18 protein-coding genes and 4 pseudogenes are annotated in these 19,881 nt (G+C 69.5%); 5 read left to right on the top strand and 17 right to left on the bottom strand.

The window, feature by feature from the left end; translation table 11 throughout:
* The first annotated feature begins 17 nt into the window (after nt 1-17).
* Nucleotides 18-389, top strand: a complete 372-nt coding sequence (locus tag ACFJGX_RS21550; RefSeq protein ID WP_382323888.1) for a DUF779 domain-containing protein — start codon at nt 18-20, stop codon at nt 387-389.
* A gap of 13 nt (nt 390-402) precedes the next feature.
* Here the strand turns inward: ACFJGX_RS21550 and ACFJGX_RS21545 are convergent, their stop codons facing one another.
* The gene (locus tag ACFJGX_RS21545) at nt 403-702 is read right to left on the bottom strand and encodes a hypothetical protein (protein WP_382323889.1); all 300 of its coding nucleotides are present in this window, start codon (nt 700-702) and stop codon (nt 403-405) included.
* Between the two features lie 158 nt (nt 703-860).
* On the opposite strand from ACFJGX_RS21545, the gene ACFJGX_RS21540 reads away from it, so the two are divergent.
* A complete protein-coding gene (locus tag ACFJGX_RS21540; RefSeq protein WP_382323890.1) occupies nt 861-1,679 on the top strand; it encodes a hypothetical protein in 819 nt (272 codons plus the stop codon).
* Nucleotides 1,680-1,694: 15 nt separating this feature from the next.
* On the opposite strand, the gene ACFJGX_RS21535 is transcribed toward ACFJGX_RS21540, so the two are convergent.
* Nucleotides 1,695-2,972, bottom strand: coding sequence for an autotransporter outer membrane beta-barrel domain-containing protein (locus ACFJGX_RS21535; protein ID WP_382327024.1), 1,278 nt, complete (start codon nt 2,970-2,972; stop codon nt 1,695-1,697).
* Nucleotides 2,969-4,381: an autotransporter-associated beta strand repeat-containing protein gene (locus ACFJGX_RS21530; protein ID WP_382327022.1), complete on the bottom strand. Its 1,413-nt coding sequence runs from the start codon at nt 4,379-4,381 to the stop codon at nt 2,969-2,971. Before ACFJGX_RS21530 ends, ACFJGX_RS21535 begins: the two co-directional genes overlap by 4 nt.
* 562 nt (nt 4,382-4,943) lie before the next feature.
* Here ACFJGX_RS21530 and ACFJGX_RS21525 point away from each other — a divergent pair.
* Complete coding sequence (locus ACFJGX_RS21525; protein WP_382327020.1) at nt 4,944-5,396, top strand: NYN domain-containing protein; 453 nt, start codon at nt 4,944-4,946, stop codon at nt 5,394-5,396.
* Between the two features lie 34 nt (nt 5,397-5,430).
* Here the strand turns inward: ACFJGX_RS21525 and ACFJGX_RS21520 are convergent, their stop codons facing one another.
* On the bottom strand, nt 5,431-5,883 hold the full coding sequence (locus ACFJGX_RS21520) for an Lrp/AsnC family transcriptional regulator (RefSeq protein WP_382323893.1): 453 nt from the start codon (nt 5,881-5,883) through the stop codon (nt 5,431-5,433).
* A 144-nt stretch (nt 5,884-6,027) separates the two neighbouring features.
* On the opposite strand from ACFJGX_RS21520, the gene ACFJGX_RS21515 reads away from it, so the two are divergent.
* Nucleotides 6,028-6,636, top strand: coding sequence for a glutathione S-transferase (locus tag ACFJGX_RS21515; protein ID WP_382323894.1), 609 nt, complete (start codon nt 6,028-6,030; stop codon nt 6,634-6,636).
* A gap of 17 nt (nt 6,637-6,653) precedes the next feature.
* On the opposite strand, the gene ACFJGX_RS21510 is transcribed toward ACFJGX_RS21515, so the two are convergent.
* From ACFJGX_RS21510 to ACFJGX_RS21450, 13 genes and pseudogenes are all read right to left on the bottom strand, one after another.
* A complete protein-coding gene (locus ACFJGX_RS21510; RefSeq protein ID WP_382325553.1) occupies nt 6,654-7,727 on the bottom strand; it encodes a sigma-54-dependent Fis family transcriptional regulator in 1,074 nt (357 codons plus the stop codon).
* A gap of 122 nt (nt 7,728-7,849) precedes the next feature.
* Entirely contained in the window at nt 7,850-8,488 is a 639-nt protein-coding gene (locus ACFJGX_RS21505; protein WP_382323895.1) for an NTP transferase domain-containing protein, read from the bottom strand.
* Nucleotides 8,485-9,562 (bottom strand): annotated as a pseudogene (locus ACFJGX_RS21500) (XdhC family protein). The gene ACFJGX_RS21505 and the pseudogene ACFJGX_RS21500 overlap by 4 nt, the downstream one beginning before the upstream one ends.
* 2 nt (nt 9,563-9,564) lie before the next feature.
* Nucleotides 9,565-10,146: a CoxG family protein gene (locus ACFJGX_RS21495; RefSeq protein ID WP_382327018.1), complete on the bottom strand. Its 582-nt coding sequence runs from the start codon at nt 10,144-10,146 to the stop codon at nt 9,565-9,567.
* 46 nt (nt 10,147-10,192) lie between these two features.
* Entirely contained in the window at nt 10,193-11,368 is a 1,176-nt protein-coding gene (locus ACFJGX_RS21490) for a VWA domain-containing protein (RefSeq protein ID WP_382327016.1), read from the bottom strand.
* A 451-nt stretch (nt 11,369-11,819) separates the two neighbouring features.
* Nucleotides 11,820-12,726 (bottom strand): annotated as a pseudogene (locus ACFJGX_RS21485) (AAA family ATPase).
* A complete protein-coding gene (locus ACFJGX_RS21480; RefSeq protein WP_382327014.1) occupies nt 12,723-13,514 on the bottom strand; it encodes an FAD binding domain-containing protein in 792 nt (263 codons plus the stop codon). The pseudogene ACFJGX_RS21485 and the gene ACFJGX_RS21480 overlap by 4 nt, the downstream one beginning before the upstream one ends.
* Nucleotides 13,515-13,531: 17 nt before the next feature.
* Nucleotides 13,532-15,912 (bottom strand): annotated as a pseudogene (locus tag ACFJGX_RS21475) (xanthine dehydrogenase family protein molybdopterin-binding subunit).
* A gap of 11 nt (nt 15,913-15,923) precedes the next feature.
* Entirely contained in the window at nt 15,924-16,391 is a 468-nt protein-coding gene (locus ACFJGX_RS21470) for a (2Fe-2S)-binding protein (RefSeq protein WP_382323900.1), read from the bottom strand.
* A 149-nt stretch (nt 16,392-16,540) separates the two neighbouring features.
* Nucleotides 16,541-17,041 carry a hypothetical protein gene (locus tag ACFJGX_RS21465; RefSeq protein ID WP_382323901.1) on the bottom strand — a complete coding sequence of 167 codons (501 nt, stop codon included), beginning with the start codon at nt 17,039-17,041 and terminating at the stop codon, nt 16,541-16,543.
* Nucleotides 17,042-17,133: 92 nt separating this feature from the next.
* A complete protein-coding gene (locus ACFJGX_RS21460) occupies nt 17,134-18,204 on the bottom strand; it encodes a flavodoxin family protein (protein ID WP_382323902.1) in 1,071 nt (356 codons plus the stop codon).
* Nucleotides 18,205-18,280: 76 nt separating this feature from the next.
* Entirely contained in the window at nt 18,281-18,757 is a 477-nt protein-coding gene (locus tag ACFJGX_RS21455) for a DUF1579 domain-containing protein (RefSeq protein ID WP_382159151.1), read from the bottom strand.
* A 12-nt stretch (nt 18,758-18,769) separates the two neighbouring features.
* Entirely contained in the window at nt 18,770-19,489 is a 720-nt protein-coding gene (locus ACFJGX_RS21450; RefSeq protein ID WP_382323903.1) for an NIPSNAP family protein, read from the bottom strand.
* A 79-nt stretch (nt 19,490-19,568) separates the two neighbouring features.
* Between ACFJGX_RS21450 and ACFJGX_RS21445 the strand changes: the two are divergent.
* Nucleotides 19,569-19,682 (top strand): annotated as a pseudogene (locus ACFJGX_RS21445) (HTH domain-containing protein); the annotation flags it as partial.
* Nucleotides 19,683-19,881 lie beyond the last annotated feature (199 nt).

The following is a 19,881-nucleotide window of genomic DNA, read 5'->3' as shown; positions in this document are numbered from 1 at the left end:
ACCTTAGGAGATCTCTCATGGTTGAAAGAGTCATCGCCACACCGGCCGCCGTGGAATTGATCGAACGGCTCAAGGCGCAGCATGGCCCCGGCCTCATGTTCCACCAGAGCGGCGGCTGCTGCGACAACAGCGCGGCCAACTGCTACCTGCTGGGCGAGATCACCACCGGCGCGGGTGACGTGTACCTGGGCGACATCGGTGGCTGCCCGTTCTACATCGGCAAGGCGCAGTACGAGTACTGGCGGCACACGCAGCTCATCATCGACGTGATCGACGGCCACGGCGGCACCTTCTCGCTCGAAGGCCCGCAAGGCAAGGCCTTCCACACGCGATCCCGGGTGTTCACGGCGCAGGAGATGACCGAGCTGGACGCGCAGGCCTTGCCCTGAACCGCCGCGAAGGCTAGGACAACCAGTCTTCCGCGTCAGGCCGACGCGGGTCGTGGCTCGGCGGTGGAGGCGGCGGCGGCGGCGCTTCGCTGGCGGCGAGTTGCTCCAGCACGATCGCGCTCTCCTTCATCACCTCTTCAAACAGCAGGCGAACCCTCAGCCGCGCCGCTTTCAATGCGGCAAGCTGCTGGGTGACCCTTTCGCGGTCGGATGGGGAGAGATCGACGGACAGGGCCCGGAACGTTCGCTCGATGTCGGCCAGCTCGGCCTCGGCCTTTTTCCACGCATGGAACTTGGGGGAGGGAATATCCATGCCCCAGCATGCGAGTGAGGCGCCTTGGAGCGGGTAGGAGAACGCCCCATGTCGGCGAAGGAGATGGCCGAAGCCCTCAACGATCGCTTTTGTCCTACAGCGCCGGCGCGATGGATTGCCTACGATGTGAGCTTGTGAACGATGGAGGTGAGCGCGGCATGTCGTTGATCTTCAGCAGCAGGGTGCCGGGCATTGCCGGTGCCGATGCCCAGGTGCTTCGGTGGTGGCGGGCGATGTGCGCGCTGGCGGCAGTGAACGTCGGCCTGTGGCTGGCCGTGTGGCACTTCGCGCCTGTGGCCGGTTTCCACGGGGGGCTGCAGCTCACGCTGTCCGGCGTCTACGTGCTGGTGTGCGCCTACCGCTCGGTGTTCCCCCGGGTGGACCTCGAGCGGCTGGTGGTGGTGGACACGCGCCTGTCCAACATCTTCCTGGGCCGCGCGGCAGCCACGGTGGCCGAGATCTGCTTCGCGATCCAGCTCGGGCTGCTGATCCATCAGCTGGGCGTGCACGCGGGCCTGCCGTGGGTGCAAAGCGCCGCCTGGGTGGTCCCGGTCTTCATGGTGGTGGCACAAGGCTTCTGCTGGCACAGCGTGCTCACGCTCAACCACATCACCCAGGCCGTCGAGTCCCTGCTCTGGGCGGCCGGCTTTTCCTGGATGGCGGTCCTGCTGGGCGTCACCGCCCTCTACAGCACGGGCTGGGTCAACTCGCTGGCGATCTTCGGCATTCTTTGTTGCCTGGCTTTCGTGGCGTACGTCCTGAGCGTGGATGCGCCGATGTACTGGCGCCGTTACCGCCTCGGGCGGTCGAACGGGCAGACCTACCTGTGCGTCGAGCAGGGCGCGCGCGATGCCTGGCAGCGCCGGGTGTGCAGCGGCAGCTGGACGGCGTGGAAAGCGGATGCGCTGTGGCTCACGCCTTATTTCAGCGTCGGGGTCTGGCTGAGCATCGCCATGGTGTGGGTGCCCGGCCACTGAGGCGAACCCGCCCGGCTACCAGCGCACTCGCAGGCCCAGTGTCCCGTTGAGGCCGCCGCTGTGCCGCGCATGCCCGCCGGCGGCCCACACGGTGCCGATCTCGCCGTAGAGGCTGGTGGAGGTTGACAGGGCGAGCGTGGCGCCGGCGGCGAGTTCGGTGCTGGCACCGCCGGTGCCGGTGGCCACGTCGGTGGCGCCGGCGGGGCCGGTGAAGCGGGTCACGTCCCGGCCTTTGCTGCCGTGGTACAGGTTCAGGCGGGCGTAGGGTTGCAGCTTGCCGGCGGTGGTGGAGAGTTCGCCTTTCAAGCGCAGTCCGGCGCGCACGGTCCAGCGGCTGTGCGTGTTCTGCTGCACGTCGGCGCCCGTGATCACCACGCCGTCGAGGTCGATGCGCTGTTGGATGAGCTGCAGTTGCGGCTCCAGCATCCAGCCCGACGGGAGCTGGTAGCCCCGTCCCACTTCCACCGACGCGAGCAGGCTGTCGCCCTTGCCGTGGCTGGCGGGCGCCGTGAGCGGCGAGACGCCGTAGCGATGCTGCCCACCTTGCAGCACGGTGTCCACATAGAAACCGTTGGTGTGGTGGTAGGTGGTGTAGGCACCGAGGTAGTGGCTGCGCAGCCGGTTGCCGCCGACGTTCTGGTCGGCCACGCTGCTGGCGAAGCCGCGGACGTTCATGGTGCCGTTGAGCTGGCCCACGTACAGGCCCGCGCGCCAGCCGGGCTGCGCCCACAGGTCGATGCCGGCTTGCAGGCCATGGAGCCGACCCTGGCTGCGCGGGCTCACGTCGCCGTTCTGGGCGACGGTGCGTTCCGCGCTGATGAGACGGGCCCAGGTCTGGCGCTCGACACCACTGCCGGCGCCATCGCCGATGCGCTGGTGCAGGCTGCCCAGCATCAGCGTGTTGCCCAGGCGCAGTTGCTCGGGCAGCGCGGCGAACAGCGGCACCTCCACCCGGTAGGCGGGGGTGGTGGGCCCGGCGGCGAGCGTGCTGGAGCGCAGGAACCAGCTTTCCCCCGCGTCATTGGCGTCCGCGGCGTACAGGCGGTATTCGTAGGCGCCGGCGTCGACGTGTCCGCCCGCGAGGTGGAAGGCGTCGCGGGTGGTCTGGGCCGTGGTGGTGGCGCCGTTGAGCGCGCTGATGACTTCGATGCCGTCACCGGTGGTCTGCGCGCCCAGGCCGCCGAGGTTGGTGACCTGCAGGGTGGTGCTTCCGCTGGCGCTGGCGCCGGCGCCATCGAGCACCAGCCGGTCGCTCAGGCTGATGCTGTTGCCCAGCGCGGTGCCGATCCTCAACACCCCGTTCTGGCCGACATAGGCCCCACGGACGGTGAGCCGGCTGCCGGGGGTGGCGCCCCGCAGCGAGACGGTGCCCGCGTTGTCCAGGCTGCGCCACGGTCTGGTTCAGGCCCGCGGTGTCGAGCGTGGCGCCGTTGCGCAGCGGTGTGCGCGGAGGCCGCGCTGAAGGCGCCGGCCACACCGGCGCGCAGCGTGCCGGCGTTGATGGCCGTGGCGCCCGCGTAGGTGTTGAGGCCGTGCATCGTCAACGTGCCCGCGCCCAGCTTGTTGAAACCGGCCGCGCCGATGAAGGCGGTGCGGATGCCGACCTGATGGCCGTTGGTGTCGAACCAGACGCCTTCGGCGCCGCCCGAGAGCGTGGTGAAGCCTTCCAGGAAATCGGACGCGTTCCAGGTCGCGCGCAGGATGCCGCCATCGAGGTTGAGGGTGGCGGTTCCACTGCCGTGGACGACCGTGCTCGTTTCCAGCAGGCCGCGGCTGACCGCATCGCCACGGAGGGTCAGCGTGCCCGTGGAGCCGGCCTGCACGGCGATCTGGGTCAGCGGCGTTTGCACCCTGCCGTGGTCCTCGATGGTCAGCGCGCCGATGCCTTCATAGCCGACGTTCATTTGAGCCGAGAAGTCCAGGCTCGATGCGCGGCCGCTGACCACGTCGCGGCCCGAGACGACGGCCGTGCCGTCGCCAGTGCCCTGATAGCCGATGTAGGCGGTGTGGCCGGTGATCGCACCGCCCGCATCCACCGACAGCGTGCCCGGATCGGTAAAACCCACGTACAGGTTGTCGCCGAGCGCCCAGGTCGAGACGTTGCCATGGCCGTCGCTGCCCGAGACCGTGACCGTGCCGGAGGAGAGGCCCGGAACCGCGCCGGTGGTGCCGCCGATGGCCCCCTGGGCACTGCGCACCAGCCCGCCGTTCTGGATGAGCAGCGAGCCCGCGCCTCCATTGCCCACGGTGAGCGTGCTGTTGTTGATCCAGGTGGAGACATTGCCGTGCGCGTCCACACCCGAGACGGTGGCCGAGGCGGTGCCGCCGTCCTTCGCGATGTTGCCGTGCGCATTGCTGACCAGGCCGCCATCGAGGATGGACAAGGAGGCCGTGCCGCCGAAGCCCACGCTCAACTGGCCTGGCATGGTCCAGCTCGACACGTTGCCGCTGCCGTCACTGCCCGTGACGATCACCGTGCCCGTGCCCCCGGTGTACCCCAGGGCGCCGGTCGCGCTGGTGGCCGTGCCGCCGTCCTGGATGGTCAAGGTGCCCACGCCCGTGTCGCCCACGTAAATCTCCCCGGCCTCGACCCAGTTCGGCGACGGCACCGGCAAGGGGCCCGGGTTGACGTCGCCCACGCCGATGACGGACTGGCCCAGCGCGACGCGAGGCCCAAGGGTCGCGCAGGCAAGGGCCAGCACCGCCGTCGACAGGTGAGAGCGCCGGTGGCGGAAAAATTCGCCATGGCGTCCCGCTCGTTTTGATGGTCGCATCCCAGGCATGTTCTTCTTGGTCATGACGGCGCGGGCCTCCGGTTGGTTGACACATGGAACCTGCTGCCCTTCCCGTTCCATCCCGGGCGATGTCGTGACAGGCAAGTCTTACCCTGTCACTTATCGGCAGGTGTCCGTGCTACTAAAGTCGAAGCACGCGGCGGCGGTCGCACCGTGGCCATCCACGGCGAATTTTTCATGCGCACAACATGAATGCTTTTGTCGTATTGAGGTAAAGTCTCTGCCGCTCACGAAAAAGGTGAGCCGGGCCTGAGAACCCGGAAGATCGTCGCGGCCCCGAAGGCCGCTGCATACCGCTAGGACAGCGGCCTTCATCATTCACGCTTGTTTTATGGCGGCCTGAATGGGAAGCCGCGAGGCTTGCCGGTTCTTCGCGACGATGTTCCCGGTTCTCAGCCCGTTCGGGCCGCCGCCACTCTGTGTTGTGTGGCGGCGGCTTTCTCCAACGAACAGGGAAGGCAGGCACTCCATGCCCAGGCTGCAGCACAAGCAACAGAAGATTGCCGTGTTGATCGACGCGGAAAACGTCTCTCACACACTGATCCGTTCCATCCTGCTGCGCGCCGCCTGTTACGGCGCGCTCATCGTCAAGCGCGCGTACGCCGACTGGACGCGGCCCCACATGAGCCGCTTCAAGAACGTGTTGCTCTACAACGCGATCGAGGCGGTGCAGCTTTTCCCATACGCCAAGGGCAAGAACGCGGCGGACATCATGCTCAGCGTGGAGGCGATGTCGCTGGTGAACACGGGGCAGTTCGATGCGGTCTGCCTGGTGTCGTCGGACAGCGATCTCACGCCGCTGGCGTTCGGCGTGCGGCGCGAGGGGCTGCGTGTGTATGGCTTCGGCGCGCGGCAGACGCCACGGGCCTTCGTGGCCGCCTGCAGCAGCTTCATCTACACCGAGTCGATCGCGGCGGAATGAGCACATGCGCGCCAGCGCCGGGGGGCGGTGAGGCCTACGCCCGCCGCGTGGCGAGCACCGTGGCGGTCTTGCGCACCGGGCTGGAGAGCACCAGCGAGGTGGTAACGCTGCCGTGCACCGCGAGCGCGTCGACCACGCGTTCCAGATCCTTCGGCTCGGCGATGGCGCAGCGCACGATGAAGCAGTCTTCGCCGGTCACGCGGTCCGCTTCCAGCACCTCGGGCATGTTCTCGAACAGCTGCACATATGGGGAAATACCGGCGTGCGTGGTCTGGATGCGAATGAGGGCCTGCAGCCCGATGCCGATGGCGCGCAGATTGACGCGCGCGCTGTAGCCCTCGATCACACCGGCGTCTTCCAGCTTGCGCACGCGCTCGCTCATCGCGGGTTGCGACAGGCCGATGCGTTTGCCGATGGCGGCCAGGCTTTGCCGCGCGTCGCGCTGCAGGGCTTCGAGGATGAGGAGGTCTTTCTTGTCCAGCTTCATGGCGGTGTGTCGTGGGCAGCGATGATCCATCGGTTTTGAGGGCCGGATTCCGATGGCCCGCGCTTGGAGGCGGCGCTGCCATTGTCTAGCATGGGCCGAAGCTGTTTCGCACCCCGCGACGGCCCTTCAACCCAGGACGGAAACATGGAACTCATCGGCATGCTCGACTCGCCTTATGTGCGGCGGGTGGCAGTCACCTTGCAACTGCTCAGGCTGCCTTATGTGCATCGGCCGATCTCGGTGTTTCGCACTTTCGATGACTTTCATGCCATCAACCCGGTGGTCAAGGCGCCCACGCTGGTGTGCAGCGACGGCCAGACCTTGATGGACTCCACGTTGATCATTGACCACATCGAATCCGTCGCGGGCCGCAGCCTGATGCCGGCGGGCGGGCCGCAGCGACAGCGCGCGCTGCGCATCGTTGGTCTGGGCCTGGCGGCCTGCGAAAAGGCGGTGCAGATCGTCTACGAGCGAAATCTGCGCCCGGTCGAGAAGCTGCACGAACCTTGGATGCTTCGGGTGAAGGGGCAACTGGTGGCCGCCTTCGCGCAGCTGGAGGCGGAGATGGTGGCGCAGCCCCTGCCGGTGGAGGTGGCTTCCATCGACCAGGCCGGGGTCACGGCCGCTGTGGCCTGGCGCTTCGCGCAGGAGATGGTGCCTGGTGAAGTGGATGCCCAGGCCTACCCGGCAACGGCTCGCTTTTCGAGCGAGGCGGAGGGGCTGGATGCCTTCCGCGCGGCGCCTTTCGCCTGAAGTGCGGCCGAGCGGCTTCAGCTCCTGCGGCCGAGCTTGCGGTACACGGTGGCGCGGCTGATGCCCAGCGCGCGCGCCGCTTCCTTCACGTTGCCGCGCGCATCGTCCACCGCCTTGCGGATCATGGCGGTCTCCACGTCCTTGAGCGGCAGGCCGTGGCTGGCGCCGCGTTCGCCACCGGGGTTGAGCTGGGCCAGCACGCTCAGGCGCAGGCCCGACCACAGTGGCACTTCCAGCGGGCCGCGCTGGTGCCGCGCGGCGTCGAACAGGGTTTCCACCGGCACGGCGAAGAGTTCGCTGCAATGGCCGGGCGCCATGCCGGCGGCCATGCCCAGCATGTCGGCCGCCGGGCGGTTGATCGCCGTGATCTGCCCGTCGGCGTCCACGCAGACGAGGCCGTCGCTGGCGTCGCCCGGCATGCGGCCGGGCCAGCTCAGGCACAGCAGCAGGCGGTGCGGCTGGCTCAGGGTAAGGGCGTTCTCGATGCTGCGCGCCGATTGCGTGACGAGGTGCTTGAGCGCGGGCTGTTCGATCACGTTCACGCCGGTGAGGTCAAGCATGCCCACGCACTGGCCGTTGGGCCCCCAGATGGGCGCACCGGCGCAGCTGTAGACGCTGGTGTCGTCGAAGAAGTGTTCGCCCCGGTGCAGCCAGACCGGCTGCAGGTCGGCCAGGGTGGTGCCGATGGCGGTGGTGCCCACGGCGCGTTCGGACAGATCCACGCCGATGCGCGCGATGTTGGCGGCGTGCGGGTCGTGGCGGTCCACCGGGCCGTTGACGTCGATCACCAGGCCGCGCGCGTCGGTGAGGATGGCGAAGTAGCGCGTGTGCGCCATGGCTCGCGAGAGCGACTGGATCACCGGTGCGGCCGCGCGCAGCAGCGGCTGGTTGGCTTCGATGGCGCGCTGTGCCGCGCCGCTGGTGACAGTGTCGAAGGTGATGTGCTGGCGCGGTTCGAGCCCGAGGTCCAGGCAGCGCCGCCAGGAGCGTTCGACCCAGGGCGCCAGCAGGGGCGGGCTGAGCGGGGCGCGCGATTCGAGCACCGCCTTGCGCGCCTGCTCGATCAGGGCCAGGCGCTGCTGCTGGGGCATCGAAGGCTGGGGCTGTGGGGTCACGATCGGCAGGGGGTTGGCTGGGCCGAGGCCGGGCTGCGGACAGGTCTTTGCCATTAGAGCAGCGTTTGGCCGCCCGTGCACCCCCCGCCCGGATCGGGTTAACCCGGCCAGCGCCAGCTCCAGCGGGTCTCGCGCACCAGCACCTCCAGGTCGGCCGGGGTGTCGAGGTCGCGCGTGTAGTGCGGGTTGTCCACCGCCCACAGGCGCACCGCCTCGGGGTGGGCCGCGCGCCACTGGCGCAGGCTGGGCTGCAGGGGCTCGGTCAGCGCGCTGCGCACGCGGGTGTCGAAGATCACCGGGTGGCCGGGCTGGCCGTGCACCATGGGCACCTGCACGTGGATGCCGGGGCCGCGCGCGGTGAAGGCGTCCAGCGCCAGCTGCACGTCGGCGCGGTCGATCAGCGGCTGGTCGGCCAGCAGCACCACGACCTGTTTCACGTCGTGCGCCAGCGCGCGCAGGCCGGCGCGCAGCGACGAGGCGGTGTCGTCTTCGGGCCGGGGGTTGATGACGCACAGCGGCGCCAGCTCGTCGGGCAGACGGGCCACGTGGGCCTGGATGTCGTGCGCGTGGTGGCCCAGCACCAGCACCAGGTCGTGCCGCGCCGGGCCGCGCAGCGGCTGCAGGTGGGTGAGCAGCCGCTCCAGCAGGGTGCGGCCTTCCAGCTCCAGCAGGCATTTGGCGACCCCGCCCATGCGCCGGCCGGCGCCGGCGGCGAGGATGACGAAACCCGTCTTCACGGCGAGACGAAGCAGGTGGGCGCGGAGGCCTCGGCGGCCGACAGCGTGTTCTTCGCGTTCGCCACTTCCATGTCGCGCGGCAGCGGCACGCCGTTCTTCACCGCGAGCACCTCGGCCATCACGCTCACCGCGATCTCGGCCGGCGTCTTGCTGCCGATGTAGATGCCGATCGGCCCGCGCAGCCGCGCCAGGCTTTCTTCGGTCTGGTCGAAGTGCTCGATCATGCGGGCGTGGCGCGCCTCGTTGTTGCGGCGCGAGCCGATCGCACCGACGTAGAAGGCCTCGGTCTCCAGCGCTTCGAGCAGCGCCAGGTCGTCCAGCTTGGGGTCGTGCGTGAGCGCGATCACGCAGCTGCGCCGGTCCACGCGGAACTCGCGCACCACGTCGTCGGGCATCTCGGTGACGAGGGTCACGCCGGGCACGGCCCAGGCGCTGCGGTATTCCTCGCGCGGGTCGCACACGGTGACCGCGAAGCCGTTGAACAGCGCCATGGTGGCGAGGTACTCGGTGAGCTGGCCGGCGCCGATCAGCAGCATGCGGTATTCGGGGCCGAAGGTGTTGCTCAGCCAGCCGTTCTCGTCGGCCAGCGCCGCGGGTGTGGCGGCCGCGCGCAGTTCCACGCGGCCGGTGGCCAGCTCGGTGCGCCGCTCGACCAGGTGGCCGGCGGTGAGCGTGCGCACCAGCTCGTCCAGCGAGGTGGCGTCGGGGTTGAATTCGAGCACCAGCTCCAGCGTGCCGCCGCAGGGCAGGCCGAAGCGGTGGGCCTCGTCGGCGCTCACGCCGTACTTCACGCGCTCGGGCGGCCCGGTGGGGATCTCGTGCGTGATGCCGGGCGGTGCCGTGCTGCCTTGCACCGCGCCGTGCGCTCGGCTGTAGCGGTAGATCAGGTCGTCTTCGATGCAGCCGCCCGAGACCGAGCCGACCACCGCGCCGGTTTCGCACAGCGCCATGACCGAGCCGACCGGGCGCGGCGACGAACCCCAGGTGCGCACGACGGTGGCGCAGCAGCGCGCGTCGGCCTTCGTTGCGCCAGCCCAGCAGCGTGCGCAGGACGGTGACATCCAGATTTTCCAAAGTTACCCCTTCGTGGCCATGTAGATCACCGCCGCCACGACGACGGCGATGGCGGCCCAGGCCCAGGTGGGCATGCCACCGCCGGCCTTGGGCATGGGTTTGAGTGTGGCGTCGGTCGCAGCGGGCGCGGCCGCGCTCGGGTAGCGGGCCTGCAGCGCCTCGTCGAAACGGCGGAAGAAGTCTTCGGCCAGCGACTTGGCCGCGCCGTCGATCAGGCGCTGGCCGAGCTGCGCGATCTTGCCGCCCACGGTGGAGTGCACCGTGTAGCTGAGTTCGCAGCCGGAGGCGGCCGGCGCGAGCTGCACGGCGGCCTCGCCCTTGCCGAAACCGGCCACGCCGCCCTGCGCGTCGAAGCCGATCTTGTACGAGCTGGGCGGCACGATGTCCGAGAGCGTCACGCGCCCGTTGAAGCGCGCGGCGACCGGGCCGATCTTGATGGCGGTGGTCACGGCGTAGGTGTTGGGTTCGGTGAGCTCGAATTTCTCGCAGCCCGGGATGCAGGCCTTGAGCATCTCCGGGTCGTTGAGGGCCTCCCAGGCCTGTTGCTGGGTCACGGCGAGCGGCCGGCTTCCTTGCATGTCCACGTTGGTTTCTCCTGTCAGGTCGGAATGATGAATGAAACAGATGACATCAGCCGCGCTGCATCAGCGCGGCCATGGACCGCGCGAGGTCTTCGAGGCGGCTGAGGTTGTGCACGGCCAGCATGCCGTGGGCGTGGCGATGCAGCACGCTGGCGCCGGTGGCCAGGGGGGCGTAGCCGTCGTAGCGCAGCAGGGGGTTGAGCCAGAGCAGGCGGCGGCTGTGGCGGCCGAGCCAGGTGAGTTCCTGGTCGAGCAGTTCGGGCGCGCCGGTGTCCAGGCCGTCGGTGATGAGCAGCACCACGGTGCGCCGGCCGACGAGGCAGCGCGGGTACTGGGTGCGCAGGCTGGCGAGCGAGGCGCCCAGGCGGGTGCCGCCGGCGAAGTCGTCGATGGCGGCGTTGGCGATCTCCAGCATCTGGTCGGTGTCGCGGTGGCGGAAGGCGGCGCGCAGGTCGGTGAGTTCGGTGCCGAAGGCGAAGGCGGCGCGCGGGGTGCCGCGCGTGGCTTGGTGGAGGAAGGCGAGCAGCAGGCGCGCGTAGCGCTCCATGGAGCCGGAGATGTCGACCAGGATGAGCAGCGGCAGGGGCTGGGGCCGGCGGTTCATGAGGGGGAGTTGCAGCAGTTCACCGTCGTGGCGGCGGGCCTGTTGCAGGGCGCGCGGCCAGTTGGGGCGGTGGCCGCGCGTGCCGGCGCGTTCGCGGCGCGAGCGCACGGGGGGCAGGGGCAGGGGGATGTCGCGCACGAGTTGTTCGACGAGGCGGAATTCGCTGGCGGAGAGGCCAGCGAAGTCGGCGTGGCGCAGGCGCTGCTGGTCGCTGGCGGTCATGGCGGCGTCGAACTTGAGTTCGGTTTCGCCTTGGTTGGGGGTGCGGGCTTTGAGGCCGGCGACGCTGAGGGCTTCCTGCACGCGGGCTTTGCGCCGGACCGGGTGGGCTTTGGCGGCTTTGGGAAGCATCTGGGCGAGGAGTTGTTGGGCGAGTTCGGGGTTGCGGAAGAAGGCGTCGAACATTTCGTTGAAGACGCCGATGTCTTGTTGGCGGCTGACCATCACGGCTTGGAGGGCGGCGCGCAGGTCGTCTCTGCGTTCGACGCCCACGGCTTGTGCGGCGGTGATGGCGAGCACGGCGCGGCTGCTGTCGACCGGCACACCGGCTCGGCGCAGGGCCCTGCCGAAGGCGGTGATGTGGTCGGGGAGTTTCCCGCTTCTGGCGTCGCCCAGGATCATTCTTTTTCTGCCTGCTTTTTGCTTGGCACGTCGTGGTGGGTTGCATGCACCTCGCGCTGACGGCTGGCGGGGTCCGCGTTCTCCGGCGCTGCTCGCGGGTGTCTGCCCGGGTCCACGACCATCACTTCGTCAACACGACCCCCTCGCGCTCCCTCTGTGGCAACCGCGAATGGGCGCCTGCGCCCGCGAACCCCACCATCCGTCGAGAGTGACATGCAGGCGCGCAAAGGGTCTTCTCCCGTGTGGCGTGCCTGGGTGCGGCTGGGGTCGATGGGGTGGGTGTCCGGGCGCAGGCGCCATTCGCGGTTGCCACAGAGTAAGCGTCCAGACCATGGCGTTAACGCAGTGGTTTCACTCGCGCCCGGGCAGACGCCCGCGACAGTGCGCCGGAGAACGGGCACACGCCCCAGCGGCCTTGAACCAATGCAAGCAAGCAAGGTATCCACAAAACTCACACAGGCTCAGGCGCCAACAACTGATCCAGCATCGGCAGCAAGGCCGCCACATCCTCCCGCTGCTTGAAGAGAATGCCCGCCGTGTCCTGGATCACCTCAGGGTCCAAAGTCAGCGTATCCAAAGCCACCAGCGCCTTCGCCCACTCCACACTCTCCGCAATGCCAGGACTGCGCTGAAAAGCATTGGCGAACGGCTGGTTGCGCAGACGGGACACAAAACGCGTCACCTGCTCGGTCAACGCCGCACTCGCCTCCGGCACCTGGCTTTTCACGATGGCCAGCTCGCGCTCCCGCTCCGGGTAGTCCAGCCACTGGTACAGACAACGCCGCTTCACCGCGTCGTTCAGATCGCGCGTGCGGTTGCTCGTGAGAATGGTCAATGGCGCCGCCACCGCGCGGATGGTGCCCAGTTCGGGAATGCTCACCTGGTACTCGCCCAGGTACTCCAGCAGAAAAGCCTCGAACGGCTCGTCGGCCCGGTCCACCTCGTCGATCAACAACACCGCGCCCGGCTCCGGCGTCTGCAAGGCCTGCAGCAGCGGGCGGCGGATCAGGTAACGCGCCTGGTACACCTCGCGCTCGATCTCGTCGGGCGTGGACGTGGCCTGCGCCGCGCGCATGTGCAGCAACTGCGCCGTGTGGTTCCACTCGTAGAGCGCCTCGCGCTGCTCCATGCCGTCGTAACACTGCAGGCGCAACAAGGGCCGGCCCAGCACCTTCGCCAGCGCCTTGGCCAGCTCGGTCTTGCCCACACCCGGCTCGCCTTCGAGCAACAGCGGGCGCTGCAGGCGCATCGCGAGAAACACGGCGGTGGCGCAGCCGCCGGGGAGCGTGGTAGCCCACGCCCTGCAGGGCGTGGGTGAGGCCGTCGATGCTGTCGGTGTCGTCGGGCACCCGGCTCATCCGTTGGCGTGACGCACCGCCACCTGCGTCTGCACCGTCACCAAGTGCGCCCGGTAGGCCGCGCTGGCGTGCAGGTCGCCGCTGATGTCGCTCGCGTCGATCTTCACGTCCTTCACCGCGTCGGGCGTGAAGCTCTTGGCCAGCGCAGCCTCCAGCCCGGCGTGGCGGAACACGCCGTTGCCGGTGCCGGTGATCGCCACGCGCGGGCCCGAGGGCGTGAGCGCCACGAACACGCCCACCAGCGCGAAGCGCGAGGCCGGCTGGCGGAACTTGGCGTACGCCGCCTTGCTGGGGATGGGGAAACGGATCGCGGTGATGATCTCGCCCGGCTCCAGCGCCGTGGTGTACAGGCCCTGGAAGAAGTCGTCGGCCGCGATCTGGCGCCGGTCCGTCACCACCGTGGCGCCCAGGCCCAGCACGGCGCTGGGGTAGCAGGCGGCCGGGTCGTTGTTGCGCACCGAGCCGCCCAGGGTGCCGCGCGCGCGCACCTGGCGGTCGCCGATGCCTTCGGCCAGCGCGGCCAGCCCGGGGATGTGCTTGCGCACGTCGGCGTTGTCGGCCACGTCCTGGTGGCAGGTCATGGCGCCGATGACCAGGGTCTGGCCTTCGACCTTGACGCCGCGCAGCTCGGCCACGCCGCCCAGGTCCACCAGTTGCTCAGGGCGCAGCAGGCGCTGTTTCATGGAAGCGATCAGGGTCTGACCACCGGCCAGGGGTTGCGCGCCCGCGCCGCTGAAGCGCTTGGCGTCGGCCAGGGTCTTGGGTTGTTCGAGTGTGAATGCGTACATGGTGTGTCTCCTCCGTTTCAGGCCTTGGCCGATTGGATGGCCGTCCACACGCGGCTGGGGCTCGCGGGCATGTCCAGGTCCTTCACGCCCAGCGGCGCGAGCGCGTCCAGCACGGCGTTGATCACCGCCGGCGGCGAGCCGATGGCACCGGCCTCGCCGCAGCCCTTGGTGCCCAGCGGGTTGGTGGTGCAGGGCGTGGTCACGTGGCCGAGCCGGAAGTCCGGCACGTCGTCGGCGCGCGGCATGGCGTAGTCCATGAACGAGCCGGTGACCAGCTGGCCGGTCTCGCGGTCGTACACGCAGTGCTCCAGCAGCGCCTGGCCGATGCCTTGCACCAGCCCGCCGTGCACCTGGCCTTCCACGATCATCGGGTTGATGATGGTGCCGAAGTCGTCCACCGCGGTGAAGCGGTCGATGCGCACCACGCCGGTGTTGGGGTCGATCTCCACCTCGCAGATGTGCGTGCCGGCCGGGAAGGTGAAGTTGGTCGGGTCGTAGAACGCGGTCTCGTTCAGGCCCGGCTCCAGCTTGTCCAGCGGGTAGTTGTGCGGCACGTACGCGGTGAGCGCGACCTGGCCGAAGGTGACCTTCTTGTCGGTGCCTTTCACGGTGAACTCGCCGTTGGCGAAGTCCACGTCGGCGTCGCCGGTTTCCATGAGGTGGGCCGCAATCTTCTTGGCCTTGGCCTCGATCTTGTCCAGCGCGCGCATGATGGCCGCGCCGCCCACCGAGATGGAGCGCGAGCCATACGTGCCCATGCCGAAGGGCACGCGGCCGGTGTCGCCGTGCACGATGTCCACCTGCGACGGGTCCAGCCCCAGGCGCGAGGCCACGACCTGCGCGAAAGTGGTCTCGTGGCCCTGGCCGTGGCTGTGCGAGCCGGTGAACACCGTCACGCTGCCGGTGGGGTGCACGCGCACCTCGCCGCATTCGAACAGGCCGGCGCGCGCGCCGAGCGCGCCCGCCACGTTCGACGGCGCCAGGCCGCAGGCCTCGATGTAGCTGCTGTAGCCCACGCCGCGCAGCAGGCCCTTGGCCTTGGAGGCGGCCTTGCGCTGTTCGAAGCTGGCCATCTCGGCCAGTTCGTTGGCCTGGGCCATGCAGGCGGGGAAGTCGCCGGTGTCGTACTGCAGCGCCACCGGGGTCTGGTAGGGGAACTCGGTGATGAAGTTGCGGCGGCGGATCTCGTCCTGCGACAGGCCGGTCTCCCACGCGCAGCGGCTCACGATGCGCTCGAGCAGGTAGGTCGCCTCGGGTCGGCCGGCGCCGCGGTAGGCGTCCACCGGCGAGGTGTTGGTGAACCAGGCGTCCACCTCCACGTAGACCTGCGGCGTCTTGTACTGGCCCGCGAGCAGCGTGGCGTACAGGATGGTGGGCACGGCGGTGGAGAAGGTGGAGAGATACGCGCCGAGGTTGGCGTCGGTGTGCACGCGGAAGGCGAGGAAGTGGCCGTCCTTGTCCAGCGCCATCTCGGCGTGCGTCACGTGGTCGCGGCCGTGCGCGTCGCTCAGGAAGGCTTCCGAGCGGTCGCAGGTCCACTTGATCGCGCAGTTGAGCTTCTTCGAGGCCCAGGTCAGGCACACGTCTTCGGCGTACAGGAAGATCTTGGCGCCGAAGCCGCCGCCCACGTCGGGCGCGATCACGCGCACCTTGTGCTCGGGCAGGCCGAGCACGAAGGCCGTCATGAGCAGGCGCTCCACGTGCGGGTTCTGGTTCGCGACATAGAGCGTGTAGTCGTCGCCCGCGCGGTTGTAACTGGCGATGGCCGCGCGCGGCTCCATCGGGTTGGGCGCCAGGCGGTTGTTGACGAGGTCGATCTGGGTCACGTGCGCGGCGCCGTTGAACGCGGCGTCCACCTGGCCCTTGTCGCCGATGGCCCACTTGTAGCAGTGGTTGTCGGCGGCGGCCTCGTGCAGCGCGGGCGCGCCGGACTTCATGGCGTCGCGCACGTCCACCACGGCGGCCAGCGGCTCGTAGTCCACCTCCACCAGCTCGGCGGCGTTCTTCGCGTTCTCCAGCGTGTCGGCCACCACCATCGCGCGTGGTCGCCCACGTAGCGCACCTTGCCGAAGGCCAGGATGGGGTGGGGCGGCTCCTTCATGGGCTGGCCGGCGGTGTCGGTGATGAGCCAGCCGCAGGGCAGGCCGGCGATCTTGTCGCCCGCGACGTCGTCGCCGTCGAGGATGCCGATCACGCCCGGCGCCTTGAGCGCGGCGGACTTGTCGATCTTGCGGATGTTGGCGTGCGCGTGCGGCGAGCGCACGAACACCGCGTGGTGCATGTTGGGCAGCACGATGTCGTCGGTGTACTGGCCGGCGCCGGTGAGGAAGCGGTAGTCCTCCTTGCGCTTGAGCGATTCACCGATGTGGGGGAGTTTGGAGAAGTCGGAAGCACCCATGGTCGTTCTCCTCAGGCCTTCATGGCGGCAGCACCTTGCTGCACGGCCTTGACGATGTTCTGGTAACCGGTGCAGCGGCACAGGTTGCCTTCGAGCAGCTCGCGGATCTCGGTGCCGGTGGCGCCGGGGTTCGACTTGCACAGGCTCACCGAGCTCATCACCATGCCCGGGGTGCAGAAGCCGCACTGCAGGCCGTGGCATTCCTTGAACGCCGCCTGCATCGGGTGCATGGTGCCGTCGGCCGCCGCCAGGCCTTCGATGGTGGTCACCTCGCAGCCGGCGGCCTGGGGCAGCAGCATGTTGCAGGACTTGACCGCGCGCCCGTCGAGCAAGACCGTGCAGGCGCCGCACTGGGCGGTGTCGCAACCCACGTGGGTGCCGGTGAGCCGGAGGTGTTCGCGGATCGCCTGGACCAAGAGCGTGTGGGGCGGCGCGTCGATGGTCACGGCCTTGCCGTTGACCCTGAGTTGAACCTGCATGCTTGTCTCCTTGTTGTGGTGATGGGGCACCAACAAGTTGAGCACGCGGCCCGGGCGGTGATTTGCGGGTTAACCCTGAAATCCTCTGGCCGGCGCCAATCATTCTCAAATTGAGACGCACGCGGCCCAGGGGGCTTGCGCGACCCGGCTCAGAGCTGCGGGCTGGATGAGCGGGGCAGCTCGGCGCGGTAGCGCAGGCGCACCACCGTGTCCTCGACCACCTGCAGGTGCACGCTGGTGCGGCGGTACGACCACTTGCGGTCGATGCCCACGGTCAAGGGGTCCTGGCGGCTCTTGGTGCTGATCTCCAGCCCGTACCTCGACCGCAGCGACACCGTCAGCCGCTGGGCAAGGGCGCGCGCCTCTTCGGGTGAGCCAGCCTGGGCGCGCAGCACGACGCTCTGCAGCCGGTCCTGCTCGAACCCGAACGCCACCTGGAAGTCGGCGCCCACCACGTCATGGGCGGGAATTTCCAGCAGCACGCGGCCGTCTTCGGTGGCCGGGCGCAGCGTGCCCGGGGCCGCCGCCTCGGGAATCAGCGCCACCACTTCCGCCGGCGTGGCGCCGGCGGGCACGCCGCGCCAGAGCGCCTGCGCCGAAGCGCCCACGCACCACAGGAGCAGGGCCGAGCAGACGAGGAATTTGTTCATGTGGGCGTTGGATGCGGGCGAAGCCGCGGAGTTCGGGTGGTTCGGCACCCGGGCGCGGGGCCCGCCGGTGGCCCGGCAAGAATACCCGGTGGCTACTTGGGCCGAGGGCGGGACAGGTGGGGCTGCACCGCCTGCAACCGCCCGCTGCGCAACTCCACCACCGCCTTGCTCACCGCCAAGGCCGCGTTGCGGGTTTCGTCCTGCACGGCCAGGTCGTCGTCCAGCGTGTCGTGGCTGGTGGCGTAGGGTTCGTAGTAGCCGATGAAGCGGTCCAGCCGCGCCTGCGGACCGGCGTCGATCAGGCCCATCCAGTCCAGCCAGTCGCACAGCGAGCGGCGCGCACCCTCGATGCCGGCCACGTCGCCGTGCACCACCACGCCGTAGGCGCGGCCCGCCAGGTGCTGCGGGTAGTCCCAGCCCGCCATTTCCAGCGCCTTGGCCTTCTCGGGCTTCTTGCCGCCGGTGGAGGTCGGGTCGGGGTTGCCGCCGTCGGCGCACACCAGGCGGTCGATCATGAGCTTGAGCGGGCTCGGGCTCTGGTACCAGTAGACCGGTGTGACCAGCAGCACGGCGTGCGCCGCCACCCAGCGTTCGTAGATCTCGGCCATCCAGTCGTGCGTCTGGTTCAGCGCGTGGTTGGGGTAGCAGCTGCACGGCCAGTGGCACAGCGGCATGGCGGTGGACACGCAGCCCTTGCAGGGGTGGATGTGCAGCGCGTATTCGGAGGTGAGCAGGCTCAGGTCCAGCACGTCGACCTGCATGTGCTGCTGTTCGAGCGCTTCGCGCGCGATCCGGGTGAGCCGGTAGCTTTTGGAGATCTCACCGGGGCAGGTGCCGTCGTTGCGCGCCGAGCCGCAGACCAGCAGCACCCGCGACGGTGTGCTGGGCAGCGACCAACTCGCCTGCGCGGCGTCCAGGCGCGCCTTGGTCGCCACCCACTCGGACGACAGGTCGTAGTCCGGGTCGGCGTAGCCCGGCCCGGCCTTCTGCGTCACGGGCGCCTTGCGGCCTTCCTGGTAGGCCTTCCAGGCGATGGCCTCCAGCCGCTCGATGCTCGCGTCCTCGGTGCGGAAGGCGGGGTCGAAGAAGAAGGCGCGAAAGCGCTCGCTGAATGCCGCGCGCTCCAGGGGAGCGGGCGCCTGTCCTTTTCGGATCTGGGTCATGGTGCGGTGGTGTGGGTGGGGTGACCCAATATCGGAGCCACCCGCGGGCGCGTCTGTTCGCCACCGCACCCTGGCTTCAGGCCGGGGCTCGGTGAAAGCGCATCGTCCAGTTGGCTTCCCAGCTGCGACCGGCGTCGGCCGAGAACGCCTGCTCCCACAGCGGCGAGGCGGTCTGCGTGTCGGTCCAGCGAAAGCGCACGCGGATCGGGCGGCCGTCCAGCACGTCTTCGGCGAAGAAGGTGCCCACGCCGCGGTCGAAGTGGCCCACCACCGGCACGTCCAGCTGGTGGGGCTGGCGGCCGTCCAGCCACCAGATGGACCAGCGGCCGGTGTGCGGGTTGTGGCTGCGCAGCGTGGCCGCGCGGTAGCTGCCGCCGGGCAGGTGCAGCAGGTTGTCGTCCACATTGCCCTGGCCGCCGAGCACGGGCCAGGCGGTGCAGGTGCCGTCGAAGCGCTCCCAGTCGGTGCAGCCGCTCAGGCGCTCGCGCAGGCGGTGGTGTTCCACGCGCCAGTGGCCGTGCAGGAAGTCGAAGTCGTGGTCGCTGGTGTTCATGGGGTGGCTCCTTCAGGCGTGCAAAGCGGAACGGGCGGTGGGGGTGAGGCGGTGGCTCTCGGTGGGGCCGGCCAGCCAGGGGGCGAGCGTGGGCTGCGCGTCGCGCGCCCAGGCGCCGCCGCGCGCGAAGGCGTCGAAGGCGGCGGGGCTGTGAAACAGCGCGAGGCCCACCAGCACCGGCTCGCCCTCGCGCACCGGCAGGCGCGGGAAGTTGTTGGGGCTGGCCTCCGTCACGTACCAGCCGATGCGCCGCGCGCCGCCCTGGCGCAGCACCGGCGAGAGCACCTCGCGGCACAGATCCAGCAGGTCGCTGCCGGCGGGCGCGCGCAGCGGGAACACGGCCGCGTCCAGCAGGCCGGGCGGTGTGTCGGTGGTGCCGGGCTTGGCGCGCCGGGGGGCTTCGCCGTCGATGCCCGCGCCGGGCCAGGCCGGGCGCAGCAGGAACACGTCGTCCGAATCGATCATGGTGGCGTTCGCCGCGTCGCGGTGCGCCTGCCACACCGGGCCGCCGTAGAACGCGGCCAGGCCCTGGGCGCGGCGCGCCATGTCGGCGAAGCCGCGCAGCCAGACGAAGCGGTTGGCGTCGTCCAGGTCGCGGAACTGGCCGATCACGCGCAGGCCCTGGGCCTCCTGGGTCTCGACGAACTCGCGGTCGAACAATTCGATGAGGGTGTCGCGCCGGCCCGGGTGCAGGGTGTAGCGGCGCAGCTCGACGAGGGGGGACTCGGTCATGGCAAAAGCTCCTTGAAAGACGATGCGGTGATGATCCACCCCATAACCTGACACGGTGTGTCATGTTTAAATCTCTCGCATGCAAGCCAGCCGACTGCTCTCCATCCTCATGCTGCTGCAGGCGCGGGGCCGCCTGACGGCCGGCGCGCTGGCGCAGGCCCTGGAAGTGTCCGAGCGCACCGTGCTGCGCGACATCGACCAGCTCTCGGCCGCCGGTGTGCCGCTGTGGGGCGAGCGCGGGCGCCAGGGCGGCTTTCAGCTGCGCGAGGGCTGGAGCACCCAGCTCACCGGCATGACCGAGCCCGAAGCCCAGGCGCTGCTGCTCGCCGGCCTGCCCGGGCCGGCCACCGAACTGGGCCTGGGCGCGGCCGCCGCCTCGGCGCGGCTGAAGA

It is taken from the genome of Hydrogenophaga sp. UC242_50 (genome assembly GCF_042697355.1).
Taxonomy (GTDB): domain Bacteria; phylum Pseudomonadota; class Gammaproteobacteria; order Burkholderiales; family Burkholderiaceae_C; genus Hydrogenophaga.
This window is presented reverse-complemented; position numbering and strand designations above follow the sequence as displayed.

Bases quoted from the DNA above. Each gene is read 5' to 3' on its own strand.
- ACFJGX_RS21455 (WP_382159151.1), bottom strand. From the start codon at position 18,757: ATGAACACCAGCGACCACGACTTCGACTTCCTGCACGGCCACTGGCGC.
- ACFJGX_RS21470 (WP_382323900.1), bottom strand. From the start codon at position 16,391: ATGCAGGTTCAACTCAGGGTCAACGGCAAGGCCGTGACCATCGACGCG.
- ACFJGX_RS21460 (WP_382323902.1), bottom strand. From the start codon at position 18,204: ATGACCCAGATCCGAAAAGGACAGGCGCCCGCTCCCCTGGAGCGCGCG.
- ACFJGX_RS21520 (WP_382323893.1), bottom strand. From the start codon at position 5,883: ATGAAGCTGGACAAGAAAGACCTCCTCATCCTCGAAGCCCTGCAGCGC.
- ACFJGX_RS21545 (WP_382323889.1), bottom strand. From the start codon at position 702: ATGGATATTCCCTCCCCCAAGTTCCATGCGTGGAAAAAGGCCGAGGCC.
- ACFJGX_RS21465 (WP_382323901.1), bottom strand. From the start codon at position 17,041: ATGAACAAATTCCTCGTCTGCTCGGCCCTGCTCCTGTGGTGCGTGGGC.
- ACFJGX_RS21490 (WP_382327016.1), bottom strand. From the start codon at position 11,368: ATGATCCTGGGCGACGCCAGAAGCGGGAAACTCCCCGACCACATCACC.
- ACFJGX_RS21550 (WP_382323888.1), top strand. From the start codon at position 18: ATGGTTGAAAGAGTCATCGCCACACCGGCCGCCGTGGAATTGATCGAA.
- ACFJGX_RS21515 (WP_382323894.1), top strand. From the start codon at position 6,028: ATGGAACTCATCGGCATGCTCGACTCGCCTTATGTGCGGCGGGTGGCA.
- ACFJGX_RS21525 (WP_382327020.1), top strand. From the start codon at position 4,944: ATGCCCAGGCTGCAGCACAAGCAACAGAAGATTGCCGTGTTGATCGAC.
- ACFJGX_RS21510 (WP_382325553.1), bottom strand. From the start codon at position 7,727: ATGCCCCAGCAGCAGCGCCTGGCCCTGATCGAGCAGGCGCGCAAGGCG.
- ACFJGX_RS21540 (WP_382323890.1), top strand. From the start codon at position 861: ATGTCGTTGATCTTCAGCAGCAGGGTGCCGGGCATTGCCGGTGCCGAT.
- ACFJGX_RS21480 (WP_382327014.1), bottom strand. From the start codon at position 13,514: ATGTACGCATTCACACTCGAACAACCCAAGACCCTGGCCGACGCCAAG.
- ACFJGX_RS21450 (WP_382323903.1), bottom strand. From the start codon at position 19,489: ATGACCGAGTCCCCCCTCGTCGAGCTGCGCCGCTACACCCTGCACCCG.